This window comes from Bradyrhizobium sp. Leaf396, from assembly GCF_001424605.1.
GTDB classification, from domain to species: Bacteria; Pseudomonadota; Alphaproteobacteria; order Rhizobiales; family Xanthobacteraceae; genus Bradyrhizobium; species Bradyrhizobium japonicum_C.
On the sequence record NZ_LMQJ01000056.1, the window covers coordinates 20,158 to 45,095 of the forward strand.

At 64.8% G+C, this 24,938-nt stretch carries 22 protein-coding genes; 6 read left to right on the forward strand and 16 right to left on the reverse strand.

The window, feature by feature from the left end:
• Nucleotides 1-90 precede the first annotated feature (90 nt).
• The 3 genes from ASG57_RS29695 to ASG57_RS29705 all read left to right on the forward strand — a co-directional run bounded on the left by ASG57_RS29695 (nt 91) and on the right by ASG57_RS29705 (nt 2,453).
• Nucleotides 91-1,314 (forward strand): divergent polysaccharide deacetylase family protein, encoded by a 1,224-nt coding sequence (locus ASG57_RS29695; RefSeq protein ID WP_057198659.1) that lies wholly within the window; start codon nt 91-93, stop codon nt 1,312-1,314.
• Nucleotides 1,315-1,383: 69 nt separating this feature from the next.
• The gene (locus tag ASG57_RS29700) at nt 1,384-1,887 is read left to right on the forward strand and encodes an RNA pyrophosphohydrolase (RefSeq protein ID WP_057198661.1); all 504 of its coding nucleotides are present in this window, start codon (nt 1,384-1,386) and stop codon (nt 1,885-1,887) included.
• A 65-nt stretch (nt 1,888-1,952) separates the two neighbouring features.
• The gene (locus tag ASG57_RS29705; RefSeq protein ID WP_057198662.1) at nt 1,953-2,453 is read left to right on the forward strand and encodes an RNA pyrophosphohydrolase; all 501 of its coding nucleotides are present in this window, start codon (nt 1,953-1,955) and stop codon (nt 2,451-2,453) included.
• Nucleotides 2,454-2,637: 184 nt separating this feature from the next.
• Here the strand turns inward: ASG57_RS29705 and ASG57_RS29710 are convergent, their stop codons facing one another.
• The 5 genes from ASG57_RS29710 to ASG57_RS29730 all read right to left on the reverse strand — a co-directional run bounded on the left by ASG57_RS29710 (nt 2,638) and on the right by ASG57_RS29730 (nt 7,758).
• Nucleotides 2,638-3,045 (reverse strand): F0F1 ATP synthase subunit epsilon, encoded by a 408-nt coding sequence (locus tag ASG57_RS29710; protein WP_057198664.1) that lies wholly within the window; start codon nt 3,043-3,045, stop codon nt 2,638-2,640.
• Nucleotides 3,046-3,131: 86 nt separating this feature from the next.
• Nucleotides 3,132-4,565: a F0F1 ATP synthase subunit beta gene (gene atpD / locus ASG57_RS29715; protein WP_024338880.1), complete on the reverse strand. Its 1,434-nt coding sequence runs from the start codon at nt 4,563-4,565 to the stop codon at nt 3,132-3,134.
• An 82-nt stretch (nt 4,566-4,647) separates the two neighbouring features.
• Nucleotides 4,648-5,520 (reverse strand): F0F1 ATP synthase subunit gamma, encoded by an 873-nt coding sequence (locus ASG57_RS29720; protein ID WP_024338879.1) that lies wholly within the window; start codon nt 5,518-5,520, stop codon nt 4,648-4,650.
• A 148-nt stretch (nt 5,521-5,668) separates the two neighbouring features.
• On the reverse strand, nt 5,669-7,198 hold the full coding sequence (gene atpA, locus ASG57_RS29725) for a F0F1 ATP synthase subunit alpha (protein WP_057198666.1): 1,530 nt from the start codon (nt 7,196-7,198) through the stop codon (nt 5,669-5,671).
• The gene (locus tag ASG57_RS29730; RefSeq protein WP_024338877.1) at nt 7,198-7,758 is read right to left on the reverse strand and encodes a F0F1 ATP synthase subunit delta; all 561 of its coding nucleotides are present in this window, start codon (nt 7,756-7,758) and stop codon (nt 7,198-7,200) included. Before ASG57_RS29730 ends, atpA begins: the two co-directional genes overlap by 1 nt.
• A gap of 660 nt (nt 7,759-8,418) precedes the next feature.
• Between ASG57_RS29730 and ASG57_RS29735 the strand changes: the two genes are divergently transcribed.
• Nucleotides 8,419-8,910, forward strand: a complete 492-nt coding sequence (locus ASG57_RS29735; RefSeq protein ID WP_024338876.1) for a septal ring lytic transglycosylase RlpA family protein — start codon at nt 8,419-8,421, stop codon at nt 8,908-8,910.
• A 264-nt stretch (nt 8,911-9,174) separates the two neighbouring features.
• On the opposite strand, the gene ASG57_RS29740 is transcribed toward ASG57_RS29735, so the two are convergent.
• Nucleotides 9,175-11,382 carry a primosomal protein N' gene (locus ASG57_RS29740; protein ID WP_057198668.1) on the reverse strand — a complete coding sequence of 736 codons (2,208 nt, stop codon included), beginning with the start codon at nt 11,380-11,382 and terminating at the stop codon, nt 9,175-9,177.
• A gap of 111 nt (nt 11,383-11,493) precedes the next feature.
• Here ASG57_RS29740 and ASG57_RS29745 point away from each other — a divergent pair, with 111 nt between their 5' ends.
• Entirely contained in the window at nt 11,494-12,459 is a 966-nt protein-coding gene (locus tag ASG57_RS29745; protein WP_024338874.1) for a tyrosine recombinase XerC, read from the forward strand.
• 82 nt (nt 12,460-12,541) lie between these two features.
• The gene (locus tag ASG57_RS29750; RefSeq protein ID WP_024338873.1) at nt 12,542-13,132 is read left to right on the forward strand and encodes a DUF4337 domain-containing protein; all 591 of its coding nucleotides are present in this window, start codon (nt 12,542-12,544) and stop codon (nt 13,130-13,132) included.
• A gap of 119 nt (nt 13,133-13,251) precedes the next feature.
• On the opposite strand, the gene ASG57_RS29755 is transcribed toward ASG57_RS29750, so the two are convergent.
• From ASG57_RS29755 to mdh, 10 genes are all read right to left on the reverse strand, one after another.
• Nucleotides 13,252-13,782 carry a hypothetical protein gene (locus ASG57_RS29755; RefSeq protein ID WP_024338872.1) on the reverse strand — a complete coding sequence of 177 codons (531 nt, stop codon included), beginning with the start codon at nt 13,780-13,782 and terminating at the stop codon, nt 13,252-13,254.
• A gap of 34 nt (nt 13,783-13,816) precedes the next feature.
• Complete coding sequence (lpdA, locus tag ASG57_RS29760) at nt 13,817-15,217, reverse strand: dihydrolipoyl dehydrogenase (RefSeq protein ID WP_057198670.1); 1,401 nt, start codon at nt 15,215-15,217, stop codon at nt 13,817-13,819.
• Between the two features lie 57 nt (nt 15,218-15,274).
• Entirely contained in the window at nt 15,275-16,036 is a 762-nt protein-coding gene (locus ASG57_RS29765) for an SDR family oxidoreductase (protein WP_029674025.1), read from the reverse strand.
• 52 nt (nt 16,037-16,088) lie between these two features.
• A complete protein-coding gene (gene odhB, locus ASG57_RS29770) occupies nt 16,089-17,333 on the reverse strand; it encodes a 2-oxoglutarate dehydrogenase complex dihydrolipoyllysine-residue succinyltransferase (RefSeq protein WP_057198672.1) in 1,245 nt (414 codons plus the stop codon).
• Nucleotides 17,334-17,510: 177 nt separating this feature from the next.
• Nucleotides 17,511-20,480, reverse strand: a complete 2,970-nt coding sequence (locus ASG57_RS29775) for a 2-oxoglutarate dehydrogenase E1 component (protein ID WP_024338868.1) — start codon at nt 20,478-20,480, stop codon at nt 17,511-17,513.
• A 136-nt stretch (nt 20,481-20,616) separates the two neighbouring features.
• Complete coding sequence (gene sucD / locus ASG57_RS29780) at nt 20,617-21,501, reverse strand: succinate--CoA ligase subunit alpha (protein WP_024338867.1); 885 nt, start codon at nt 21,499-21,501, stop codon at nt 20,617-20,619.
• Nucleotides 21,501-22,022, reverse strand: a complete 522-nt coding sequence (locus ASG57_RS29785; protein WP_155248375.1) for a hypothetical protein — start codon at nt 22,020-22,022, stop codon at nt 21,501-21,503. Before ASG57_RS29785 ends, sucD begins: the two co-directional genes overlap by 1 nt.
• 44 nt (nt 22,023-22,066) lie before the next feature.
• A complete protein-coding gene (locus ASG57_RS29790; protein WP_024338865.1) occupies nt 22,067-22,546 on the reverse strand; it encodes a DUF1579 domain-containing protein in 480 nt (159 codons plus the stop codon).
• 4 nt (nt 22,547-22,550) lie between these two features.
• A complete protein-coding gene (gene sucC / locus ASG57_RS29795; RefSeq protein ID WP_057198674.1) occupies nt 22,551-23,747 on the reverse strand; it encodes an ADP-forming succinate--CoA ligase subunit beta in 1,197 nt (398 codons plus the stop codon).
• 216 nt (nt 23,748-23,963) lie between these two features.
• Nucleotides 23,964-24,932, reverse strand: a complete 969-nt coding sequence (gene mdh / locus ASG57_RS29800; protein ID WP_057198676.1) for a malate dehydrogenase — start codon at nt 24,930-24,932, stop codon at nt 23,964-23,966.
• Nucleotides 24,933-24,938 lie beyond the last annotated feature (6 nt).

Here is a 24,938-nt window from a genome sequence, read left to right on the forward strand (position 1 = left end):
TTGGGAACTCCTGAAGCCTCCGGCCTATCCCGGCCTGCCGCCGCTTGACCTTGGCGTGGTATCGTCGGCTGGAGTGATTCGGGATCTCACATGACTGAAACGGCCGATGATCTGAGCGCCCCGCTCGGACAGGACAAGCCGCGCCGGAAGCGCCGGCTGCGGCTGCCGTTCACGGCCATGCAGTTGCTTGCCGTCCTGCTCGGCCTGTTCCTGGTTACCTTCGCCGGCTTCGCCATCTTCAACAAGGATCCGCTCGGCGGCGAGCCGATGACCCGGATCGCGATCAAGCCGACGGACAAGGCTGCCGACGAGAGGCCCGCAGCCGCAAGCCATGCTTCGGATGCCAAACACGACGGCAAGCCCAACACCAAGGAGGTGCCGAAGCAGGCCGGCGAGCAAAAGACCATCACCATGATCGACGGCTCGACCGGCGCCCGCCACGACGTGGTGATTGGAGCCGGCGAGAGCGGCAGCGACAAGGGTGGTACGGCTTCCGCACCGCCGCCCGTCATGGCCGGGATCAACCCGAAGCTGCTGGAGAAGTCTCGCTACGGCATGATCCCCGTCGTGGCTGACGGGCTGAAGCCGTTCAACGTCTATGCAGCCGACGCCGACCGCGCCAAGGCTGCCACCATGCCGGTGGTCGCGATCGTGATTGGCGGCCTCGGGGTCGGCGCGGCCAAGACCAATGATGCCATCATGAGGCTGCCGCCCGCGGTGACGCTGGCGTTCACGCCTTATGGCGCCGACCCCGGCAAGCTCGCCGAGCGCGCCCGCGCGCAGCGTCATGAGATCTTCCTCCAGATCCCGATGGAGCCCTACGACTTCCCCGACAACGATCCGGGGCCGCAGACGCTGCTGACCTCGCTCAGCGCCGACCAGAACATGGACCGCCTGCACTGGCACCTGAGCCGGTTGCAGGGCTATGCCGGTCTCGCCAATTTCATGGGCGCCCGCTTCATCGCGACCGAACCGGCAATGCAGCCGATCATGCGCGAGGCCGCCAAACGCGGCCTCGGCTTCTTCGACGACGGCTCCTCGCCCCGCAGCATCGCCTCCCAGGCCGCGGCGAACCAGGCCATGCCGTTCGGCAAGGGCGACATTGCGATTGACGTGGTGCCGACCCCGACCGAGATCGACCGCGCTCTGAACAAGCTCGAATCGACCGCGCGCGAGCGCGGCATCGCCGTCGGCACGGCCTCCGCCCTGCCCGTCTCAATCGAGCGCATCGGCGCCTGGACCAAGACACTGAGCGACCGAGGTATCCTTTTGGTGCCATTGACAACCGCGATGCTGAAATCAAAATCCAGCTAAATCAACGAATTGGTACGGTACGGCTCCCCGCGGGCCGCCGGACCTGAGGCATGCGAGAGGTCTGGCGGAATGGCGCGTTACGAGGATCTGCCCTACCGGACCTGCGTCGGCGTGATGCTGATCAATCCAAAGGGACTGGTGTTCATCGGCCGCCGCGCCGGCGGCATCGAGCATGTCGACGACACCCATGTCTGGCAGATGCCGCAAGGCGGCGTCGATCCTGGCGAGGACACCTGGGAAGCCGCCAAGCGCGAGCTTTATGAGGAGACGAGCGTACGCTCGGTCGAGCGGCTCGGCGAGGTCCCCGACTGGCTCATCTACGACATCCCCCGCACGGTCGCCGGACGCGCCTGGAAGGGCCGCTATCGCGGCCAGCGCCAGAAATGGTACGCGGTGCGCTTCACCGGCAAGGACAGCGAGATCAACGTCGAGCATCCCGGCGGCGGCCACAAGGCCGAATTCGTGAGCTGGCGCTGGGAGCCGATGAAAAATCTCCCGGAACTGATCATTCCGTTCAAGCGTCCGGTCTATGAGCGCGTGGTGAAGGAATTTTCTGCGCTGGCAGGTCAATAGTCTCTATGGTCGTCCCGGCGAGATGCGAAGCATCGCCTCGGAATGACGACGAGAGACACTAGCAAGTGACCAACGAAAAGCCCTACCGCCCCAACGTGGGCATCGCGCTGTTCAATACCGAGGGCCGCGTGCTGATCGGCCATCGCTTCAAGGGCGACGGGCCGGAAATCATCCTGCCGGGCCTCGACTGGCAGATGCCGCAAGGCGGCGTCGACGAGGGCGAGAATCTGCGCGACGCCGCGATGCGCGAGCTCTGGGAGGAGACCAGCGTGGTCAGCGCGGACTACCTCGGCGAGACCGGCTGGCTCACCTACGAGTTCCCGCCTTACGACGGACCGCAAACGCACCGGCTGGCGAAGTTCCGCGGGCAGCGTCAAAAGTGGTTCGCACTGCGCTTCACCGGCAAGGACGACGAGATCGATCCGCTGACGCCGCGCAACGGCCAGCCGGCGGAATTCGACGACTGGCGCTGGGAGCGCCTGGATCGCGTCGCCGACATCGTGGTGCCGTTCCGCCGCGAGGTCTATCAGGCGGTGGCGCAGCAGTTTGCAGCCTTCGCAAACTAACTCGCGAAAACAACCCCATGCACAGTAGCGAAGTGTTTGGCAGGACGAGATAAATGGGCGGGACGGCGTAAGCGTCGCAGCTGCGTCGATCGCCTAGCAAGATTGCAGCGCCCGCCACTTCCGTGACGAGCGCTGAACCAGGTCAGGAATCTGGAGCTTGAGCCCCGGAGCAGTGCCCCGGGGCTTAGTGCATAGCCGTCGCGTTGAGCTGGTGCTGGATGCTCTTGAAGTGGTCGAGCCGCTCGATGGCCTGATCGAGCTCGTCGCCTTCGTGCTCCTTGAGGCTTTCTTCCATCTCCGCGATCGTCTCTGCGAACTGCGCACGGTCGAGCTCGGCGAGCGACGTCGCGACGTCGGCAAGCACGGTCAGGCCGTTCTCGGAGACTTCGGCGATGCCGCCGAGCACGATGATCTTCTCGTGCTTGCCGCCGGTGGTGACGGTGAGAATGCCGGGCCGGATCGCAGCCACGAGCGGCGCATGTCCCGCCAGCACGCCGAAATCACCTTCGACGCCGGGGATGTCGACCTGATCGACCTCACCCGAGAAGGCGAGCTTTTCCGGAGAGACGAGATCGAAGTGGAAGGTGGCCATGGAGAACCTGCGAATACGAATGGCGAATAGCGAGTGGCGGGCAGGAGCAGCGTATGATTCGCGGCTCCCTGTTCGCCATTCGCCTCTTAAGCCGCTTCAGCGGCCAGCTTCTTGCCCTTCTCGACCGCCTCTTCGATGGTGCCGACCATGTAGAAGGCGGCTTCCGGCAGGTGGTCGTACTTGCCTTCCACCAGGCCCTTGAAGCCCTTGATGGTGTCGGCGAGGTCGACGAACTTGCCCGGCGAACCCGTGAAGATTTCGGCGACGTGGAACGGCTGCGACATGAAGCGCTCGACCTTGCGGGCGCGGGCCACGGTCAGCTTGTCCTCTTCCGAAAGCTCGTCCATGCCGAGAATGGCGATGATGTCCTGCAGCGCCTTGTAGCGCTGCAGCACCTGCTGGACCTGACGGGCGACCGCGTAGTGCTCCTCGCCGACGACCAGCGGGGAGAGCATGCGCGAGGTCGAGTCGAGCGGGTCCACCGCCGGATAGATGCCTTTTTCGGCGATCGAGCGCGACAGCGTCGTGGTCGCGTCAAGATGCGCGAACGAGGTCGCCGGCGCCGGGTCGGTCAAGTCGTCGGCCGGGACGTAGATGGCCTGCACCGAGGTGATCGAACCCTTCTGCGTGGTGGTGATGCGCTCCTGCAGCGCGCCCATGTCGGTCGCGAGCGTCGGCTGATAACCCACCGCCGAAGGAATACGGCCCAGCAGCGCCGACACTTCCGAGCCGGCCTGGGTGAAGCGGAAGATGTTGTCGACGAAGAACAGCACGTCCTGGCCCTTGTCGCGGAAATCTTCCGCGATGGTCAGGCCGGTGAGCGCGACGCGGGCGCGGGCCCCCGGGGGCTCGTTCATCTGGCCGAACACCAGCGCGCACTTCGACTTCACGTTCGGATCCGGGTTGTGCGGATCGGCGTTGACCTTGGACTCGATGAACTCGTGATAGAGGTCGTTGCCCTCGCGGGTACGCTCGCCGACGCCGGCGAACACCGAGTAGCCGCCGTGCGCCTTCGCGACGTTGTTGATCAGCTCCTGAATCAGCACAGTCTTGCCGACGCCGGCGCCGCCGAACAGGCCGATCTTGCCGCCCTTGGCATAGGGCGCGAGAAGGTCGACCACCTTGATGCCGGTGACGAGAATTTCGGCTTCGGTCGACTGGTCGGTGTAGCTCGGCGCTTCCTGGTGGATGGCGCGCAGGCCTTCCGACTTGACCGGACCGGCTTCGTCGATCGGCTCGCCGATGACGTTGATGATGCGGCCGAGCGTGCCCTCGCCGACGGGAACGCGGATCGGAGCGCCGGTGTCGGTCACTTCCTGGCCGCGGACGAGGCCCTCGGTGGTGTCCATCGCGATCGTACGCACGGTAGATTCGCCGAGATGCTGGGCGACTTCGAGCACCAGGCGATTGCCGCCGTTCTTGGTCTCGAGCGAATTGAGAATGGCCGGGAGGTGGCCTTCGAACTGCACGTCGACGACGGCGCCGATGACCTGGGTGACGCGACCGACCTGGGCTGCCATTGAATGTCTCCTTCGATCCGAACTTCTAGACCACGGTCAGCGTGACCGGGATGTTGCGTGTGGTGGTACTGAAGCGCCTTGGTCAGACGGCTTCGGCACCCGAGATGATTTCGATCAGTTCCTTGGTGATCTGCGCCTGACGCGTGCGGTTGTAGACCAGCGTCTGCTTGCGGATCATTTCGCCGGCGTTGCGCGTCGCGTTGTCCATCGCGCTCATCTGCGCGCCGTAGAACGAGGCGTTGTTCTCGAGCAGCGCACGGAAGATCTGGACTGCGAGGTTGCGCGGCAAGAGGCGGGTGAGGATCTCGTCCTCTTCCGGCTCGTATTCGTAGGACGTGGTGTTGGCGGCAGCGCCCTCCTCGACCACCAGCGGGATCACCTGCTGCGCGGTCGGAATCTGCGCGATCACCGACTTGAAGCGCGAATAGAACAGCGTGCAGACGTCGAACTCGCCGGCCTCGAAACGGGCCAGCACCTTCTTGGCGATCTCCTCGGCATTGACGAAGCCGAGCTGGCGGACGCTGCGCAGGTCCATGTGCTCGACGATCTGCTTGTCGAACTGGCGACGCAGCTGCTCGTAGCCCTTGCGGCCGACGCAGAAGAACTTCACGTCCTTGCCCTGCGCCATCAGCGCCAGAGCGCGCTCGCGGGCGAGACGCACGATCGATGAGTTGAAGGCTCCGGAGAGGCCGCGCTCGCCGGTGCAGACCAGCAGCAGGTGGACCTGGTCCCGGCCGGTGCCGGCCAGCAGCACTGGCGCGCCGGGCGAGCCGACAGCGGCGCTGGCGATGTTTGAGATCACCGCGCTCATCTTGTCGGCATAGGGACGCGCCGCTTCCGCAGCGGTCTGTGCACGGCGCAGCTTCGATGCTGCGACCATCTGCATGGCCTTGGTGATCTTTTGCGTCGCCTTGGTGGAGGCGATGCGGACGCGCATGTCTTTAAGTGACGCCATTCTTCGTTCACCCCGGCGGTTCGATCCTCGCGATCAAGCCGCTAGCCAATCCCAGTCGATACATGGCCGGGCTCGTCCCGGCCGTCCACGCGTTGCCGCGTGGAGAGGAATAGTTTGATGCCCGGGACAAGCCCGGGCACGAAGACTCTTACGCGAAGCTCTTCGCAAAACCTTCGACCACCGACTTCAGCTTGGCGGCGGTTTCGTCGGTAAGATCGCGGGTGTCGCGGATCGCGTTGAGGATGTCGACATGCTTGCCGCGCAGCAGCGAGAGCAGGCCGTCTTCGAACGCGCGCACCTTGTTGATCGGGAGCGGATCGAGATAGCCGTTGGTGCCGGCCCAGATCACGCAGACCTGCTCTTCCATCTTCAGCGGCGAGAACTGCGGCTGCTTCAGGAGCTCGGTGAGGCGAGCACCGCGATTGAGCAGGCGCTGGGTCGAGGCGTCGAGGTCGGAACCGAACTGCGCGAACGCCGCCATTTCGCGATATTGTGCGAGTTCGCCCTTAATCTTGCCGGCGACCTTCTTGGTGGCCTTGGTCTGCGCCGAGGAGCCGACGCGCGACACCGACAGACCGACGTTCACCGCGGGACGGATACCCTGGAAGAACAAGTCGGTTTCCAGGAAGATCTGGCCGTCGGTGATCGAGATGACGTTGGTCGGAATGTAGGCCGACACGTCGTTGGCCTGGGTTTCGATGACCGGCAGCGCCGTCAGCGAGCCCGAGCCCATGTCCTTGTTCAGCTTCGCCGCGCGCTCTAGCAGGCGGGAGTGCAGATAGAACACGTCGCCGGGATAGGCTTCGCGGCCCGGCGGGCGGCGCAGCAGCAGCGACATCTGGCGGTATGCGACGGCCTGCTTGGAGAGATCGTCATAGATGATGACCGCGTGCATGCCGTTGTCGCGGAAATACTCGCCCATGGTGCAGCCGGTGAAGGGCGCGATGTACTGCATCGGCGCCGGATCCGAGGCGGTGGCGGCGACGACGATCGAGTATTCGAGCGCACCCTGCTCTTCCAGCACCTTCACGAACTGGGCGACGGTCGAACGCTTCTGGCCGACCGCGACATAGACGCAGTACAGCTTGATGTTCTCGTCGGGCTGCGCGTTGAGCGGCTTCTGGTTCAGGATGGTGTCGAGCGCGATCGCGGTCTTGCCGGTCTGGCGGTCGCCGATGATCAACTCGCGCTGGCCGCGGCCGATCGGGATCAGGGCATCGATCGCCTTGAGGCCGGTGGCCATCGGCTCGTTCACCGACTTGCGCGGGATGATGCCGGGCGCCTTGACGTCGACGCGCATGCGCTTCTCGGCCTGGATCGGACCCTTGCCGTCGATCGGGTTGCCGAGCGCGTCGACGACGCGGCCGAGCAGGCCCTTGCCGACCGGCGCGTCCACGATGGCGCGGGTGCGCTTGACGGTCTGGCCTTCCTTGATCTCGCGGTCGGCACCGAAAATAACGACGCCGACGTTGTCGGTTTCGAGGTTCAGCGCCATGCCGCGGGTGCCGTTCTCGAACTCGACCATTTCACCGGCCTGGACGTTGTCCAGACCGTAGACGCGGGCGATACCGTCGCCGACGGACAGCACCTGTCCGACTTCGGAGACTTCAGCTTCCTGGCCGAAATTCTTGATCTGGTCCTTGAGGATCGCGGAAATTTCCGCGGCGCGGATGTCCATCAGCCTGCCTCTTTCATCGCGTGCTTGATCGAATTGAGTTTGGTGCGAAGCGAACCATCCACCATGCGGCTGCCCAGCTTGACGACGAGGCCACCGATGATCGAGGGATCGACTTTCACGTTCAGCGCGACGTCCTTGCCGGTCACCGACTTCAGGGCAACCTTGAGGGCATCGAGATTCTTGTCAGAGAGCGCTTCCGCCACGGTGACGTCGGCCGTCGTCTCGCCTTTGAACTTGGCGACGAGCGCGCGGTAGTCGCGGATGATGTCGGCCACCGCGAACAGACGGCGATTGGCGGTCAGCACCTTGAGGAAGTTGGCGGAGATGCCGGCGATACCTGCCTTGGCCAGAACGGCCGACAGGGCCCTGGACTGGGTGTCGGCCGCGAAAACCGGGCTGCGGACGAGGCGCTTGAGATCAGCACTCTCGTTCAGCAAGGCACCGAATTTGTCGAGATCGGCCTTGACCTCGTCGACCACTTTCTGGTCGCGCGCCAATTCGAACAAGGCCGTTGCATAACGGCCGGACACACCTGAAACGGACGTATCTTCTGCAGCCACAGACGCGCTCTTTTTGCTGTCAAACTCGCAAGGGAAAAACCGTCGCCACGAAGCGGCGCCTAGCGATCCAAGCCCTTGGAATTCAAGCGGGACTTCGATTTTCGACCGGCACGGGAGGTGCCGGGCTCGTTAAAATCGCGGCTTTGCTAACATAGCAGGTGCGCAGGTGCAACATGACGCCAGATTAAAGGCACGAGGTTCTGTCGTCAGTTCGTCGCAGCCAATGCCGCATCCGAAGGCGACGCTGCGAGGCGTGACCGATTACATCTCACGGCGCGGAAATTTCGATCGGCCCACGCCCCAATCTCCTGCATTGGTTCCTGCCTCCAGCGCATAGCGGCCATGAACACGGATCGCTGAGCCGTGAATCCGAGCACGTGGGTTCCGCGCGCCGAATACTTACCAATTTCTGAACAGCGGCGACGATGACTTCGCTCTACAGTAAAAACAAGTAATCGCTAGGTTAATAATTCGTTAAAGCGAAAGATTACGGAACATCGGCTGAATATCGGCTCCGGGTCACAAGATGTTTCGTGGTGACACATAGCGGATTTACTGCCCAATTCACGCCGCATTGGGAATCGAAACGCGAACCCGCTCACAAACTGATGGGGGCTCCACTAGCCACATATGTGGCAATACTAGCTTAGGGACCACTAAATGCTGTCTTTGAAGACGCTGGGCTCTGTGACCCGGCCGCGTACGGCTATTGCTTTCGTTGCCGCAACTCTCCTCGTCGGTGGAACTGCCACCGAAGCTTCCGCCAAATCTCGGCGTCACCATCACCGCCACCACGCCCAGACCCATACCAATGCGACCTCCGACTGGCGCAACGCCAATGCGTCGATGACGCCGACCTCCGGCACCGGCCGCAGCTTCTCCGGCGTGGCTTCCTATTATGGAAACGAATCCGGCAGCCGGACCGCGTCGGGCCAGCGCTTCAACCAGAACGCCATGACGGCGGCACACCGTTCGCTGCCGTTCGGCACCAAGCTGCGTGTCACCCATGGCAGCCAGAGCGTCATCGTGACCATCAATGATCGTGGCCCGTTCATTCGCGGCCGCGTGCTCGACCTCTCCACGGGCGCCGCCCGTGCCATCGGCCTCACCAGCCGCGGCGTGGGCCGCGTCACGGCGGAAGTCATCTCCTGACGGCGCGTTAGAGCGCTCATCTCACACGCGCAGTTTTCATCAGTTTGTTGCGCGCACGAACAAGCCCGCGGTCTTGGGGGACCGCGGGCTTTTTGTTTGGTCATGATGCACTCTCTCCACCTCGTCATTGCGAGCCAACGGTCCGCGCAGGGCGCGGCCCTATGACAGGCTCCGCGAAGCAATCCAGGCTGGTTCCGCGGAGGGACCCTGGACTGCTTCGTCGCTTCGCCCCTCGCACTGACGTGGAGAGAGAGTGCGCAGCCTTTACAAGAAGCTCTGCGGATCGACGTCCACTTCGAGCTTCAGATTGCCCGTCGGCTTCGGGCAGACCGCCAGCCAGGTCCGCAGGTAGTCGGACAAATCGAACCCGCGCGCCGACTTCAACAGGATGCGGAAGCGATAGCGGCCCTTGATCACCGCGAGCGGGGCCTCTGCCGGACCGAGCACCACGACGCGCTCGTCGCGCGGGGCGAGCGTCACGAGCTTGCGGCCAAAGCCTTCCGCGCTCGGGCGGTCGCCGGCCGAGATGATGAGGCTCGCGAGCCGGCCGAACGGCGGATAGAGCGTCTTCTCGCGCAGCTCGATCTCGCTGTCGTAGAAGGCCTCGCGGTCGCAGGCGACCAGCGCCTTCATCACGGGATGATCGGGCTGATGGGTCTGGAGATAGCCGACGCCGCGCCCCTGCTCGCGTCCGGCGCGGCCAATCACCTGGTTAAGCAATTGCCAGGTCCGCTCCGCCGCGCGGGGATCGCCGTTGCTGAGACCGAGATCCGCATCGACGACGCCGACCAGATTAAGCCGCGGGAAATTGTGACCCTTTGCCACGAGCTGGGTGCCGATGATGATGTCGACGCGGCCCTCCGCGATCTCGGTGAGCTCCGAGCGCATCGTCTCGATCGAGGTGATGAGATCGCTCGACAGCACCATGGTGCGCGCTTCCGGGAACAGCGCTGCCGCCTCCTCCTGCAGGCGCTCGACGCCGGGCCCGACCGCAACCAGCGATTCCTCGGCCGAGCAGTTCGGGCAGATATGCGGGCGCGGCATCGAGAAGCCGCAGTGGTGACAGACCAAGCGCTGGCGAAAGCGATGATCGACCAGCCAGGCGTCGCAGATGGTACAGGCGAAGCGATGGCCGCAGGCACGGCACAGCGTCAGCGGCGCATAGCCGCGGCGATTCAGGAAGAGCAGCGCCTGCTCGCGGCGCTCGATCGCAACTCTCATCTCCCCGGCGAGCCGCGGCGAGATGAAGCGGCCGCGCGCGGGCGGCTCGCGGCGCAGATCGATGGCCTCGATATGCGGCATGTGCTGGCCGCCGAAGCGCGAGGGCAGCGCGATGCGCTGATAGCGGTTCTTGCGCGCGTTGACCTCGGACTCGACCGATGGCGTCGCTGACGCCAGCACGACCGGAATCCTGGCGATATGCCCGCGCACCACCGCCATATCGCGAGCGTGGTAATGCACGCCCTCGTCCTGCTTGTAGGCCTGGTCGTGCTCCTCGTCGACGACGATGAGCCCGAGATCGGCATAGGGCAGGAACAGTGCCGAGCGCGCGCCGACCACGACCGGCGCAGTCCCGCCGGAGATCGCCGCCCAATTGCGCGCGCGGGTGCGCGGCGTCAGCTCCGAATGCCATTCGATCGGGCGCACGCCGAAACGCTGCGCGAAGCGATCGAGGAACTGGCCGGTGAGGGCGATCTCCGGCATAAGGATCAGCGCTTGCTTGCCGCGACGGATCACCTCGGCCACGGCTTCGAAGTAGACCTCGGTCTTGCCCGACCCGGTCACGCCATCGAGCAGCGCGACGTGGAACGTGCCGTTGGCCGCGAGCGCGCGCATCGTGTCGACGGCAGTGCGCTGGAGCGGCGTGAAATCCGGCCGGCCGAATTCCGGATCGGGCGCCGGAGGCGGCGGAGGCGGCGGCATCGGCTCGACCGTGAGCGTGCCTTCATCGACGAGGCCGTCGATGACGCCAGCGGACACGCCCGCCTCCCTCGCCGCCTCGGACTTTGCGTGCAGCAGCCGGTCCGACAGCAGCGCGATCACGCGCTGCCGTGCCGGCGTCAGCCGCTTCGGGGGATCGCCAGTGAGGCGTACGCCGGCGCGCGCCCGCTCAGGGCCGAGGTTCTCGCCCATGCGCAGGCACATGCGCAGCACCATGCCGCGCGGGCTCAGCGTGTAATTGGCAACCCAGTCGACCACGGAGCGCAGCTCGGGCTTGAGCGGCGGGATATCGAGCTTCTCGCTGACCTCCTTGAGGCGGTTGTGCAGGCGTGGATCGGGATTGGCGTTTTCGCCCCAGACCACCGCCAGCACCTCGCGCGGCCCGAGCGGTACGCCGACGAGGTCGCCCGCCTTCAGATCCATCCCGCGCGGCACCTTGTAGGAATAGGTCTGGTCGAGCGCGACCGGCACCAGCACGTCGACCATGCGGGTCGCGTTGGCGGAGGTGGGGCTGCGCGGTGTGTGATCCATGGATGGAGAATCGGAACTCGGGGTCTTGAAGCTAGCGCCCTGGGCCGGCCTTAGCGAACGATAAACGAGTGGGATGCGATATACTGTGCGGAATCATCACGTCCAGAGCGCATGAGCAAAGCGGCCGCCCCACAGATCGAGCTCGCCAGCGCCGATCCCTCGATCGCGCAGGAGATGGCGCGCTGGCTCTCGCATCTCGGCGCCGAGCGGCGGCTGTCGCCGAAGACGCTGGAGGCCTATGGCCGCGACCTGCGGCAGTGCCTGGATTTTCTCAGCAATCATTGGGGCGAGCGCGTCACCCTCGAGCGCTTCGCGAGGCTGGAAGCCACCGACGTGCGTGCCTTCATGGCGATGCGCAGGGCCGACGACATTGCCGGCCGCTCGCTGATGCGCGCGCTGGCGGGCCTGCGCTCGTTCGGACGTTTCCTGGAGCGCGAAGGCAAGGGCAAGGTCGGCGCGTTGTCTGCGATCCGCGCGCCAAAAGTCGCAAAGAGCCTGCCAAAGCCGCTGCCGATGGCCTCGGCCAAACGTCTTGCCGATGCCGACGAGCGCGCCGGCGAGGAACGCGAGACCTGGATCCTGGCGCGCGATGCTGCGGTGATGGCGCTGCTGTACGGCTCGGGCCTGCGCATCTCCGAAGCGCTCGGCCTGAAGCGCCGCGAGGTGCCGCGCCCCGGCGAAGGCGACGTGCTGGTCGTCACCGGGAAAGGCAACAAGACCCGCATGGTGCCGGTGCTGCAGAACGTGCTCGCACTGGTGCAGGAGTACGTTTCGATGTGCCCTTACCCGCTGCCGGCGGAAGGCCCGATCTTCGTCGGCGCGCGTGGCGGCCCCTTGAGCCCGCGCATCATCCAGCTTGCGATGGAGCGGCTGCGCGGCGCGCTCGGCCTGCCCGACAGCGCCACGCCGCACGCACTCCGGCACTCCTTCGCCACACATCTGCTCTCGCGCGGCGGCGACCTTCGCGCCATCCAGGAACTGCTCGGCCATTCCTCGCTCTCCACCACGCAGATCTACACCGGCATCGATTCCGAGCGGCTGCTCGAAGTCTATGCGAGCGCACATCCGCGGCGCTGACACACTGACGTCATAACTTCCTTGCCTCTTGCGAAGGCCGCGCGGTTGGTTCAATCGTGGGGAACCGAGGCAGGAGGGATTTATGGGCGCACACGAAAGCATGGAGCACGCCGAGCACGCCGAACATGCGTCCGGCTCGAACAAGAAGATCGCGCTCCTGATCGCCGTGCTGGCGCTGTTTCTGGCGATCTCGGAGACGCTCGGCAAAGGCGCCCAGACCGAATCGATCAGCAAGAACGTCGAAGCCGCCAACCTGTGGGCGTTCTTCCAGGCCAAGAGCATCCGCCGCACCGTGATGCTGACTGCTGCCGAGCAGGGCAGGCTGACGCTGGCGGGCACGGCCGACGATGCCATGAAGGCGACGGTGCAGAAACAGATCGATGACTGGACCAAGACCGCGCAGCGCTACCGCTCCGAGCCCGAGACCGGCGAAGGCACCGAGCAGCTCGCCGCGAAGGCCAAGCACGCCGAGCACGCGCGCGACGAGGCGACAGCCAAATACCACCATTTCGAGCTGGCATCGGCAGCCTTCCAGATCGGAATCGTGCTGGCGTCGGCGACCATCATCACCGGCATGCTGGCGCTGGCCTATGTCAGCGGGGTGCTGACGATCGCCGGCCTGATCATGACCGCGCTCGGCCTGTGGTGGCCGCATCTGTTGCACTTGCACTAGGGAGCGGAGATCGCTGTCCTCTCGGCGTCATTGCGAGGAGCGAAGCGACGAAGCAAGTTTCTGGATTGCTTCGCTTCGCTCGCAATGACGGAAGAACCAGATAAGCCCACTCAATAAGCTCACCGCGCCTGGTGCACGCTCCTGCGGAAACGCTGGACCATGCGCAGCGTGCGATAGGACCACCCCTCGCCGTTGCCGGCGATCAGCTCGCGGATGCGCCGCTTGATCGGGTCAACCAGCTCGGCAGCCTTGGCACGCACCTTCAGCACCAGAACGTAGATTCGCTCGAACCAGTGCATCTCCAGAAGCTTGGCGCGGGTCACGTCGAACACGAAGGCGGTGACGCCGACACCGACCAGCTTTGCGAACACGATCATGAAGAACGCGCTGGTCCAGTATTCGTGGGCAAGCAGCCAGAGGCCGACCAGCTTGAGCGGAAACAGCGGAACGACGGGGACCGCGAACACGATCAGCGTCATGGCTGGCGACAATGCATTGACGCGCTCCGTCAGCCATTGCTTGAAGCGCGCCAGCGGGATCGCTGCGACGACCCGGGCGACGATCGGCTCGAGATGGTCCCACAGCCAAGCTTCGATCAGGAAGATGATCGCAAGCAGAACCCAGACCGGTTGAAGCAGGCGGCGCAGCATATGTTTCCCGCCCGGTTCGGTGCTGGGCGCGCGGTTACATATGGATGGCCCGCTTGCCGACTGCAAGCGCGGCTTCCTTGACGGCTTCCGAGCGGGTCGGGTGCGCATGACAGGTGCGTGCGAGATCTTCCGCACTGCCGCCAAACTCCATGAGAACACAGGCTTCATGGATCATTTCGCCGGCTTCGCGACCGATAATGTGCACGCCGAGCACGCGATCGGTCTTCGCATCTGCGAGGATCTTCACAAAGCCGTCAGTGGTCTGGTTGACCTTGGAGCGGCCGTTGGCGGTGAACGGAAACTTGCCGACCGTATAGGCCACGCCTGCCTGCTTCAGCTCTTCTTCGGTCTTGCCGACGGAGGACACTTCCGGCGTCGTGTACACGACGCCGGGAATGACGTCGTAGTTCACGTGACCGGCCTGCCCTGCGATGATCTCCGCCACCGCAACGCCCTCGTCCTCGGCCTTGTGCGCCAGCATCGGGCCTGCGACGACGTCGCCGATGGCATAGATGCCCTTCACGCTGGTGGCGAAATGCGCGTCGATCTGCACGCGGCCGCGCGCATCGAGCGCGACGCCGGCTTCCTTCAGGCCGAGACCCTCGGTGTAGGGCACACGGCCGATGCAGACGAGCACGACGTCGGCTTCGAGCGTCTCTGCGGTGCCGCCGGCGGCGGGCTCGACCGTCGCCTTCAGCGTCTTGCCGGAGGTGTCGACCGCGGTGACCTTGGCGCCGAGCTTGAACGCAAAGCCCTGCTTTTCCAGGATGCGCTGGAACTGCTTGGCGATCTCGCCGTCCATGCCGGGCAGGATGCGGTCGAGGAATTCGACCACGACGACCTCGGCGCCCAGGCGATGCCAGACCGAGCCGAGCTCGAGACCGATCACGCCGGCGCCGATGATCAGCAGCTTGCCGGGGACCTTGTCCAGCGAGAGCGCGCCGGTCGAGGACACGATGCGCTTCTCGTCGATATCGATCCCCTTGAGGCGCGCGATGTCCGAGCCGGTGGCAATGACGATGTTCTTCGTTTCGATCGTCTGCGACTTGCCGTCGGCGGAGACTTCCACCTTGCCGGTGCCCAAGATCTTGCCGGTGCCCTTGAGCACGTCGATCTTGTTCTTCTTCATCAGGAACTCGACGCCCTTGACGTTGCCGTCGATGCCCTGCTGCTTGAAGTTCATCATCGCCGGCAGATCGAGCTTCGGCGCGGAAACGCTCACGCCCATCTTGGCGAAGGAATGGCCGGCTTCCTCGAACATCTCGGATGCGTGCAGCAGCGCCTTTGACGGCATGCAGCCGACATTGAGGCAGGTGCCGCCCAGGGTTGCATTCTTTTCGACCACGGCGACTTTCATGCCGAGCTGAGCTGCACGCACCGCGCAAACATAACCGCCCGGTCCGGTGCCGATGACGACGAGATCGTAGGTAGCCATGAGAGAAAGTCCCGTAAGGTTAGGCGTGATGAGGATGTGTCAGCGTCCGCCGGCGCATCAGCGTCCGCCGGACACATCGAGAATGGCCGAGGTGACGTAGGAGGCCTCGTCCGAGATCAGCCAGACGATGGCATTGGCGATCTCGTCGGCGGTGCCGACGCGCTTCATCGGCACCATGTGGGCCAGGCGATGGGCGCGGTCGGGCTCGCCGCCGGCGGCGTGGATCTCGGTGTCGATCAGGCCGGGACGGATCGCGGCGACGCGAATGCCTTCGTTCGCGACCTCATGACCGAGGCCGACGGTGAAGGAATCCACCGCGCCCTTGGATGCGGCGTAATCGACATAGGTGTTGGGGGCGCCGAGGCGGGCTGCGACAGACGAGAGGTTGACGATGACGCCGCCCTTGCCGCCGTGCCTGGTCGACATCCGCTTGATGGCCTCGCGCGCGCAGAGGATAGAGCCGGTGACGTTGACCGCCATCACGCGCTGGATGCGCTCGGCCGACATCTCGTCGACCCGCACGCCGCTCTTGCCGACGATGCCGCCATTGTTGACGAGCGCCCCGAGCGTGCCGAACTTGTCGGCTTCCTTGAACAGGTTGAGGATATCGCTTTCCTCGGCGACATCGCATTTCACCGCGATGGCCTTGCCGTTGCTGGCCGCGATCTGCGCGACCACCTCGTCGGCGGCCTGCTTGTTGCTGGCGTAGCCGACCACGACGCGGTAGCCGCGCGCGGCCGCCGCAATCGCGGTCGCCCGCCCGATGCCGCGGCTGCCGCCGGTGATGACAACGACTTTATCCGTCACGCGCGCCTCCATGGTTCGACCCGCGCCGTCGCGAATGGCGACGGCGCTCGCAGAGCTCTAGGGATCAGAGATCGAGCACCAGCCGCGCCGGATCTTCCAGGCTCTCCTTGACGCGGACCAGGAAGGTGACGGCTTCCTTGCCGTCGATGACGCGGTGATCGTAGGACAGCGCCAGATACATCATCGGGCGCACCTCGATCTTGCCGCCGACGACCATCGGCCGCTCCTGGATCTTGTGCATGCCGAGGATGCCGGATTGCGGCGCGTTCAGGATCGGGGTGGACATCAGCGAGCCGTAGATGCCGCCATTGGTGAGGGTGAAGGTGCCGCCCTGCATCTCGTCGATCTTGAGCTGGCCGTCACGGGCGCGGCGGCCGAAATCGGCGATGCTCTTCTCGATGTCGGAGATCGACTTGTGGTCGCAATCGCGCACGACAGGGACCACGAGGCCCTTGTCGGTGCCGACGGCGACGCCGATGTGGTAATAGTTCTTGTAGATCAGGTCGGTGCCGTCGATCTCGGCGTTGACGGCCGGAATGTCCTTGAGCGCCTGCACGACGGCCTTGGTGAAGAAGCCCATGAAGCCGAGCTTGGCGCCGTGCTTCTTCTCGAACGCGTCCTTGTAGTGCGCGCGCAGCGCCATGACGTTGGTCATGTCGACCTCGTTGAAGGTCGTGAGCATGGCCGCGGTGTTCTGCACGTCCTTGAGGCGGCGCGCGATGGTCTGGCGCAGGCGGGTCATCTTGACGCGCTCTTCGCGGGCGGCGTCATCGGCCGGCGACGGCGCGCGGACCTGCACGGCGGCGGCGGGCTGGTTGACCGGGGTCGGCGCAGAGGCGGCGCGCTCGATCGCGGCCAGCATGTCGCCCTTGGTGACGCGGCCGTCCTTGCCGGAGCCGGGAACTGTCGAAGCGTCGATGCCGGTCTCGGCCGAGAGCTTGCGCACGGACGGGGCGAGCGGCGCATCGGCGGGCGGCGCCTTCGGCGCAGCGGCGGCAGCAGCCGGTGCTGCAGCGGCGGGCGCCGGCGCGGCGGCAGGCTTGGCAGGCGCGGCGGCGGGCTTGGCTGCACCGGCACCCTCGGTGATCTGGCCGAGCAGTGCACCGACCGCAACGGTCGCGCCATCGGCAGCGATGATCTCGCTCAGCGTGCCCGCGGAGGGCGCGGGGACTTCGATGGTGACCTTGTCGGTCTCGAGCTCCACCAGGGGCTCGTCGACGGCGACAGGATCGCCGGCCTTCTTGAACCAGCGGCCGATGGTGGCCTCGGTGACGGATTCGCCGAGCGTCGGCACACGAATTTCAGTCATGGTCTTTTCCTTAAGGGATCGCCAATGCGGTCGTGAATTTCAGGTGTCATCGGCCGGCGAAAAAGGCAGGCCATCCAGCGAGCGGGGCGTTCGCATCACGAGAACGCCACGACCTACCGGATGCCCCGCTCCGGTGCGCGGCGCGCACGAGGCGGGGCATGACGCAGTCCAAAAAGTTCAGCTCAGTGCTTCGTCCAGGAACGCCTTCAACTGCGCCTGATGCTTGGACATCAGGCCCGTTGCGGTCGCGGCGGAGGCGGCGCGGCCGACATAACGCGGACGCCGGCTCGCACCGTTCACCTGGTTGAGCACCCATTCCAGATAAGGCTCGATGAAGTGCCAGGCGCCCATGTTGCGGGGCTCCTCCTGGCACCACACCACTTCGGCCTTCTTGAAGCGCGACAGCTCGGCCACCAGCGCCTTCAGCGGCACGGGGTAAAGCTGCTCGATGCGCATTAGATAGATGTCGTCGATGCCACGCTTCTCGCGCTCCTCGTAGAGGTCGTAATAGACCTTGCCGGAGCACAGCACGATGCGGCGGATCTTCTCGTCGGGGACGAGCTTGATCGCCTCGTTCGGCAGCATCTGGGCGTCATCATAGAGGATGCGGTGGAAGGTCGTGCCCTTCGCCAGCTCCTCGAGACGCGACACCGCCCGCTTGTGACGCAGCAGCGACTTCGGCGTCATCATGATCAGCGGCTTGCGGATCTCGCGGTGCAGCTGCCGGCGCAGCACATGGAAGTAGTTGGCCGGCGTGGTCGGGTAGACCACCTGGATGTTGTCTTCCGCGCACATCTGCAGGAAGCGCTCGAGGCGCGCCGAGGAGTGCTCCGGTCCCTGGCCCTCGTAGCCGTGCGGCAGGAGGCAGACGAGGCCGGACATGCGCAGCCATTTGCGCTCGCCCGAGGAGATGAACTGGTCGAACACAACCTGCGCGCCGTTGGCGAAGTCGCCGAACTGGGCTTCCCACAGCGTCAGCGTGTTCGGCTCGGCGAGCGAATAGCCGTATTCGAAGCCAAGCACGGCTTCTTCCGACAGCAGCGAGTTGATGACCTCGTAATGGCCCTGCTCGTTGCCGAGATGGTTGAAGGGCGTGTAGCGGCTCTCGTCCTCCTGATCGATCAAGACCGAATGGCGCTGCGAGAACGTGCCGCGTTCCGAATCCTGTCCGGACAGGCGGACGTGGTGGTTTTCGTTGAGCAGCGAGCAGAACGCCAGTGCCTCGCCGGTCGCCCAGTCGATGCCGTTGCCGCTCTCGATCGCCTTGGCGCGGTTATCGAGGAAGCGCTGAATGGTGCGGTGGACGCGGAAGCCGTCCGGCACCTTGGTGATCTTGCGGCCGATGTCTTTCAGGATCGGCAGGTCGACGCCGGTGACCCCGCGGCGCGCATCCTCTTCCTGGTCGGCGATCTTGAAGCCCGCCCACTTGCCGTCGAGCCAGTCGGCCTTGTTGGGCTTGTAGGAGGTGCCGGCCTCGAACTCGGCATCGAGCCGGGCGCGCCAGTCGGCCTTCAGCTTGTCGACCTCGCCCTCGGTGACGACGCCTTCGGCGATCAGGCGCTTGGAGTAGAGCGTGAGGGTCGAGGGATGGGCCGCGATGCGCTTGTACATCACCGGTTGGGTGAACGCGGGCTCGTCGCCCTCGTTGTGGCCGTAGCGGCGATAGCACCACATGTCGATGACGACTGGCTTGTGGAACTTCTGTCGGAATTCGGTCGCGACCTTGGCCGCGAACACGACGGCCTCCGGGTCGTCGCCGTTGACGTGGAAGATCGGCGCGTCGATCATCTTCGCCACATCCGACGGATAGGGCGAGGAGCGCGAGTAACGCGGATAGGTGGTGAAGCCGATCTGGTTGTTGACGATGAAGTGCACCGAGCCGCCGGTGCGGTAGCCCTTCAGGTCGGACAGGCCGAAGCATTCGGCGACCACGCCCTGGCCTGCGAACGCGGCGTCGCCGTGCATCAGCAGCGGCATCACGGAGATGCGCATGTCCGGAGGATCGCCGTGCTGGTCCTGCTTCGCACGCACCTTGCCGAGCACCACGGGATCGACGATCTCGAGATGCGAGGGGTTGGCGGTCAGCGACAGATGGATGCGGTTGCCGTCGAACTCCCGGTCCGAGGAGGCGCCGAGGTGATATTTGACGTCGCCCGAGCCTTCGACCGCGTCTGGATTGGCCGAGCCGCCCTTGAACTCGTGGAACAGGGCGCGGTGCGCCTTACCCATCACCTGCGTCAGCACGTTGAGGCGGCCGCGATGCGGCATGCCCAGCACGATCTCCTTCACGCCGAGATTGCCGCCGCGCTTGATAATCTGCTCCAGCGCGGGGATCAGGGCTTCGCCGCCGTCGAGGCCGAAGCGCTTGGTGCCGGTGAACTTGGTGTCGCAGAACTTTTCGAAGCCCTCGGCTTCGACCAACTTCTGCAGGATCGCGCGGCGCCCTTCGCGGGTGAACGAGATCTCCTTGTCCGGTCCCTCGATGCGCTCCTGGATCCAGGCCTTTTGCGCGGCGTTGCTGATATGCATGAACTCGACGCCGAGCGTCTGGCAGTAGGTGCGCTCGCAGATCGCGGTGATCTCGCGCAGCGTGCCGTATTCGAGACCGAGCACGTGATCGAGGAAGATCTTGCGGTCGAAATCGGCCTCGGTGAAGCCGTAGGTGCGCGGATCGAGCTCTTCGCGGTTGCGTGGGGCTTCGATGCCGAGCGGATCGAGCTTGGCATGGAAGTGGCCGCGCATGCGGTAGGAGCGGATCAGCATCAGGGCGCGGACGGAGTCGCGCGTGGCCTGGAGCAGGTCGGCAGAGGAGAAGTCGGCGCCCTTCTCGCTTCCCTTCGCCTGCGCCCTGGCGGCGATCTTGGCACCGACCGCCTTCTCGACCTCGGCCCAATTGCCGTCGAGGGCGGAGGTCAGATCATCCTGCGGCGTCAGGGGCCAGTTGTCGCGCTCCCAGGACGGACCTTCCGCGTTCTTGCTGATGTCGGCGGGCGCGTCGTTCAGGCTCTTGAAGAACTCCTGCCACTCGGGATCGACCGAAGACGGGTTCTTCTCGTAGCGGGCGTAGATTTCGTCAATGTAGGTGGCGTTTGTGCCCTGCAAAAAGGATGACAAGGCAAAGGCTGCGTTCGCGTCCTGGCGAGACATATGGAGTTCCTGGCGATTTAGGTTCGCGCATAACAAACGGCGCTGGCGCCGAGCTCCCCGGCAGAGGCTCGGCGCGACAGGCACCCTTTACCCTATTTGCTGCGAAACTTCGCCCGGAAAAGCACGAAGAACTGAATTAGCCTTTCAACTTTTCGGCAAGCGTGTGGCCGAGCCGCGCGGGCGACGGGGACACTGTAATCCCTGCCGATTTCATCGCCTCGGTCTTGGAGCCGGCATCACCCTTGCCGCCCGAGATGATCGCGCCGGCATGGCCCATGCGGCGGCCGGGAGGGGCGGTCACACCGGCAATGAAGCCGACCATCGGCTTCTTGCGCCCGCGCTTGGCCTCGTCCTTGAGGAACTGGGCGGCGTCCTCCTCGGCGGAGCCGCCGATTTCGCCGATCATGATGATCGATTCGGTCTTGGGATCGGCAAGCAGCATTTCCAGCACGTCGATGAATTCCGTGCCCTTGACCGGGTCGCCGCCGATGCCGACCGCGGTGGTCTGGCCGAGACCTTCCTGCGAGGTCTGGAACACGGCTTCATAGGTCAGGGTGCCGGAGCGGGAGACGATGCCGACCGAGCCGGTCTTGAAGATGTTGGCCGGCATGATGCCGATCTTGCACTCGCCGGCGGTCATGACGCCCGGGCAATTCGGCCCGATCAGGCGGGACTTGGAGCCGAGCAGCGAGCGCTTCACCCGCACCATGTCGAGCACGGGGATGCCCTCGGTGATGCAGACGATCAGCGGGATCTCGGCATCGATGGCTTCGCAGATCGCATCCGCCGCGCCCGGCGGCGGCACGTAGATCACCGACGCGTCGGCGCCGGTCTTCTCACGCGCCTCGCGCACGGTGTCGAACACCGGCAGGCCCAGATGCGTCGAGCCGCCCTTCCCCGGCGAGGTGCCGCCGACCATCTTGGTGCCGTAGGCAATCGCGGCCTCGGAGTGGAAGGTGCCGTTCTTGCCGGTGAAGCCCTGGCAGATGACCTTGGTGTTCTTGTCGATCAGGATGGACATCAGTTACTTCCTCGGCTGACGGTGAGTGTGAAGGCCCCGGAGCGCTTGTTGTCCTGCAGGCCATATTGAAGAACGAATTTCATCGGTCGTCCCGAAATCGACTTTTCGCCACGGGTGATGACGGAGACGTCAAAGGACTGCGCAGTCGGTTGCGGCAGATCGAAGGCGGCTCGGAGGCGGGTCGCCAAGCTCGCCATGTCGTCGGCATAGGACACGAAGCGGCATTCCGTCACCGGCGCTCGCCTTGAAGACGCCGACACGATGAGAATGGTGCCGCCGCTGCCGAGCTTTCGCAGCCCGATCTGGCGCGCATACTTTCCGTCGTTGTCGGAATCATAATTGAAAGCGTCGTAAGGCATCTTCAGCGCGCGCTTGGCGAGGCCGTCCACGGTCTCCGAACCATTGACGCAGAGATCGTTGACGGCGTTGAACAGGACCTCATTTTCATCGGCGCCCGCCCTCGCCGCTGATACTGCGGCAGCAAGAGCCACTCCCGAAAGCAACGCGGCATTCGCTATCACGCGGCACCGTCCAGGTAGACGTTTGTCATCGACCCGCACCTGCCTCAGTGGGCCCGTCGATAGACGCCCGTGAGCACGTCGGCCCAACCTTCCGCGTCCGGCGAGAACTGGATCTTCATCGAGTAGGAATTGTCGTCGATGATTTCGTAGACATGGCGCGCATTGCCGCGGAGCGAGCCGCGCACCAGCGTCAGGGTCTTGCCGACCCACCCGCCCGAGGCGGGCGAGGGCGGCGTGTAGCCGAGCGAATCGTACCAGAACAGTTTGTAGGTCCGGTCGTCGCGGTCGTAGGTGAAGATGCCGTGGGTGGCGAAGGCCTGCTTGCCGTCGCGCATCTGGACGCTGTCCTGGATCAGATAGAATCCATTGAGGTCCATGCGCGCAACGACGCGGGAGGTGGCCGGCCCGCCCTCCGTCCAGCGCGACGGGAAGACCGTCTCTTCGCCATCCCATTCGCCGGCAAACGCGGCCAGGCGCGCGTGTTCGGGGAGCGGAGATGATGCGGCGAGATGGTCCTGGGCCATGGCCTTAGCCTCCCTTGACGGCCTTCACGATTTTCTGCGCGGCGTCGTCGAGATTGTCGGCCGGCACCACGTTCAGTCCGGACTCGCTGATGATCTTCTTGCCGAGCTCGACATTGGTGCCTTCGAGGCGAACCACCAAAGGCACGCTGAGGCCGACCTCGCGGACGGCGGCGGTGACGCCCTCGGCGATCACGTCGCACTTCATGATGCCGCCGAAGATGTTGACCAGGATGCCCTTCACGTTGGGATCGGCGGTGATGATCTTGAACGCGGCCGCGACCTTCTCCTTGCTGGCGCTGCCGCCGACGTCGAGGAAGTTCGCCGGCGCCATTCCGTAGAGCTTGATGATGTCCATCGTCGCCATGGCGAGACCGGCGCCGTTGACCATGCAGCCGATGTTGCCGTCGAGCGTGACGTAGTTGAGGTCGTATTTCGACGCCTCGATTTCCTTGGCGTCTTCCTCGGTCTCGTCGCGCAGCGCGAGCACCTCGGGATGACGGAACAGCGAATTGTCGTCGAACGACACCTTGGCGTCGAGCACACGGAGCTGGCCCTGCTTGGTGACGACCAGCGGGTTGATCTCCAGCATCGCCATGTCCTTGGCAATGAAGGCGGCGTACAGCTGGGCGGTGAGCTTCTCGGCCTGCTTGGCGAGATCGCCGGAGAGGTTCAGCGCCTTCGCGACCGTGCGGCCGTGATGGCCCATGATGCCGGTCGCGGGATCGACCGAGAAGGTCACGATCTTCTCGGGGGTGTTGTGCGCGACCTCCTCGATGTTGACGCCGCCTTCGGTCGAGACGACGAAAGAGACGCGCGAGGTTTCGCGATCGACCAGGATCGAGAGATAGAACTCCTTGTCGATGTCCGAGCCGTCCTCGATGTAGAGGCGATTGACCTGCTTGCCGGCGGGACCGGTCTGCACGGTCACCAGCGTCGCCCCCAGCATCTGCTTGGCGAACTCGGCAACTTCCGCGGCGGACTTGGCGATGCGGACGCCGCCCTTGTCCCCTGCGCTGGCTTCCTTGAACTTGCCCTTGCCGCGGCCGCCGGCATGGATCTGGCTCTTCACCACCCAGACCGGGCCCGGCAGCGCCTTGGCGGCAGCCTCGGCGTCCGCAGCCTTGAGCACCGGCACACCCTTTGAGATCGGCACGCCGAACTCGTTCAGCAGCGCTTTGGCCTGATATTCATGGATATTCATATGGTCGCTCCCTGAACCCCCGGGCGGCGCCCTCGCGAGGCCGCATCATTCTTTTGGCTTGGCATACCATATACCAAAGGAACTACAACCCGGATTGTCGTCGAAATCTCTGGACTGCCGGTCCGGAGCCGCCACACCCTCGACGGGACTTGGCCTGTCCTCCGGAAGTGAAACCGCCGAAGATCGGGCTTCGATCTTCGGCGGGGATGACTTGAATTACTTGCCGAGAAGATCGGGGGCAATCTTCTTGCAGGCGTCCACCAGACCCTGCACCGCGCCGACCGACTTGTCGAAGGCCTCGCGGTCCTTGCCGGCGAGCTCGATCTCGACCACCCGCTCGACGCCCTTGGCCCCGATCACGACCGGTACGCCGACATACATGTCCTTCACGCTGTACTCGCCGTTGAGGTAGGCGGCGCAGGGCAGCACGCGCTTCTTGTCCTTCAGATAGCTCTCCGCCATGGCGATCGCGGACGCGGCCGGCGCATAGAAGGCGGAGCCGGTCTTGAGCAGGTTGACGATCTCGGCGCCGCCATTGCGGGTACGATCGACGATCTCGTCGAGACGCGCCTGCGAGGTCCAGCCCATCTTGACGAGGTCGGGCAGCGGGATGCCGGCGACGGTGGAGTACTTCACCAGCGGCACCATCGTGTCGCCATGGCCGCCGAGCACGAAAGCGGTGACGTCCTCGACCGAGACGTTGAACTCGTCGGCCAGGAAGTAGCGGAAGCGCGCGGAGTCGAGCACGCCGGCCATGCCGACGACCTTCTTGTGCGGCAGGCCTGAAGCCTTCTGCAGCGCCCAGACCATGGCGTCGAGCGGGTTGGTGATGCAGATGACGAAGGCGTCGGGCGCGTACTTCCTGATGCCGGCACCGACCTGCTCCATGACCTTGAGGTTGATGGAGAGGAGGTCGTCGCGGCTCATGCCCGGCTTGCGCGGCACGCCGGCGGTGACGATGCACACCTTGGCGTTGTCCAGCGCCTCGTAAGAGTTCGCGCCGGTATAGTGCGCGTCAAAACCGTCGACCGGCGAGGACTGCGCGATGTCGAGCGCCTTGCCCTGTGGCACGCCCTCGGCGATGTCGAACATCACCACGTCGCCCAGTTCCTTCAGGCCGATGAGGTGAGCCAGCGTTCCGCCGATCTGACCGGAGCCAATCAAAGCAATCTTGTCGCGCGCCATGTGAAC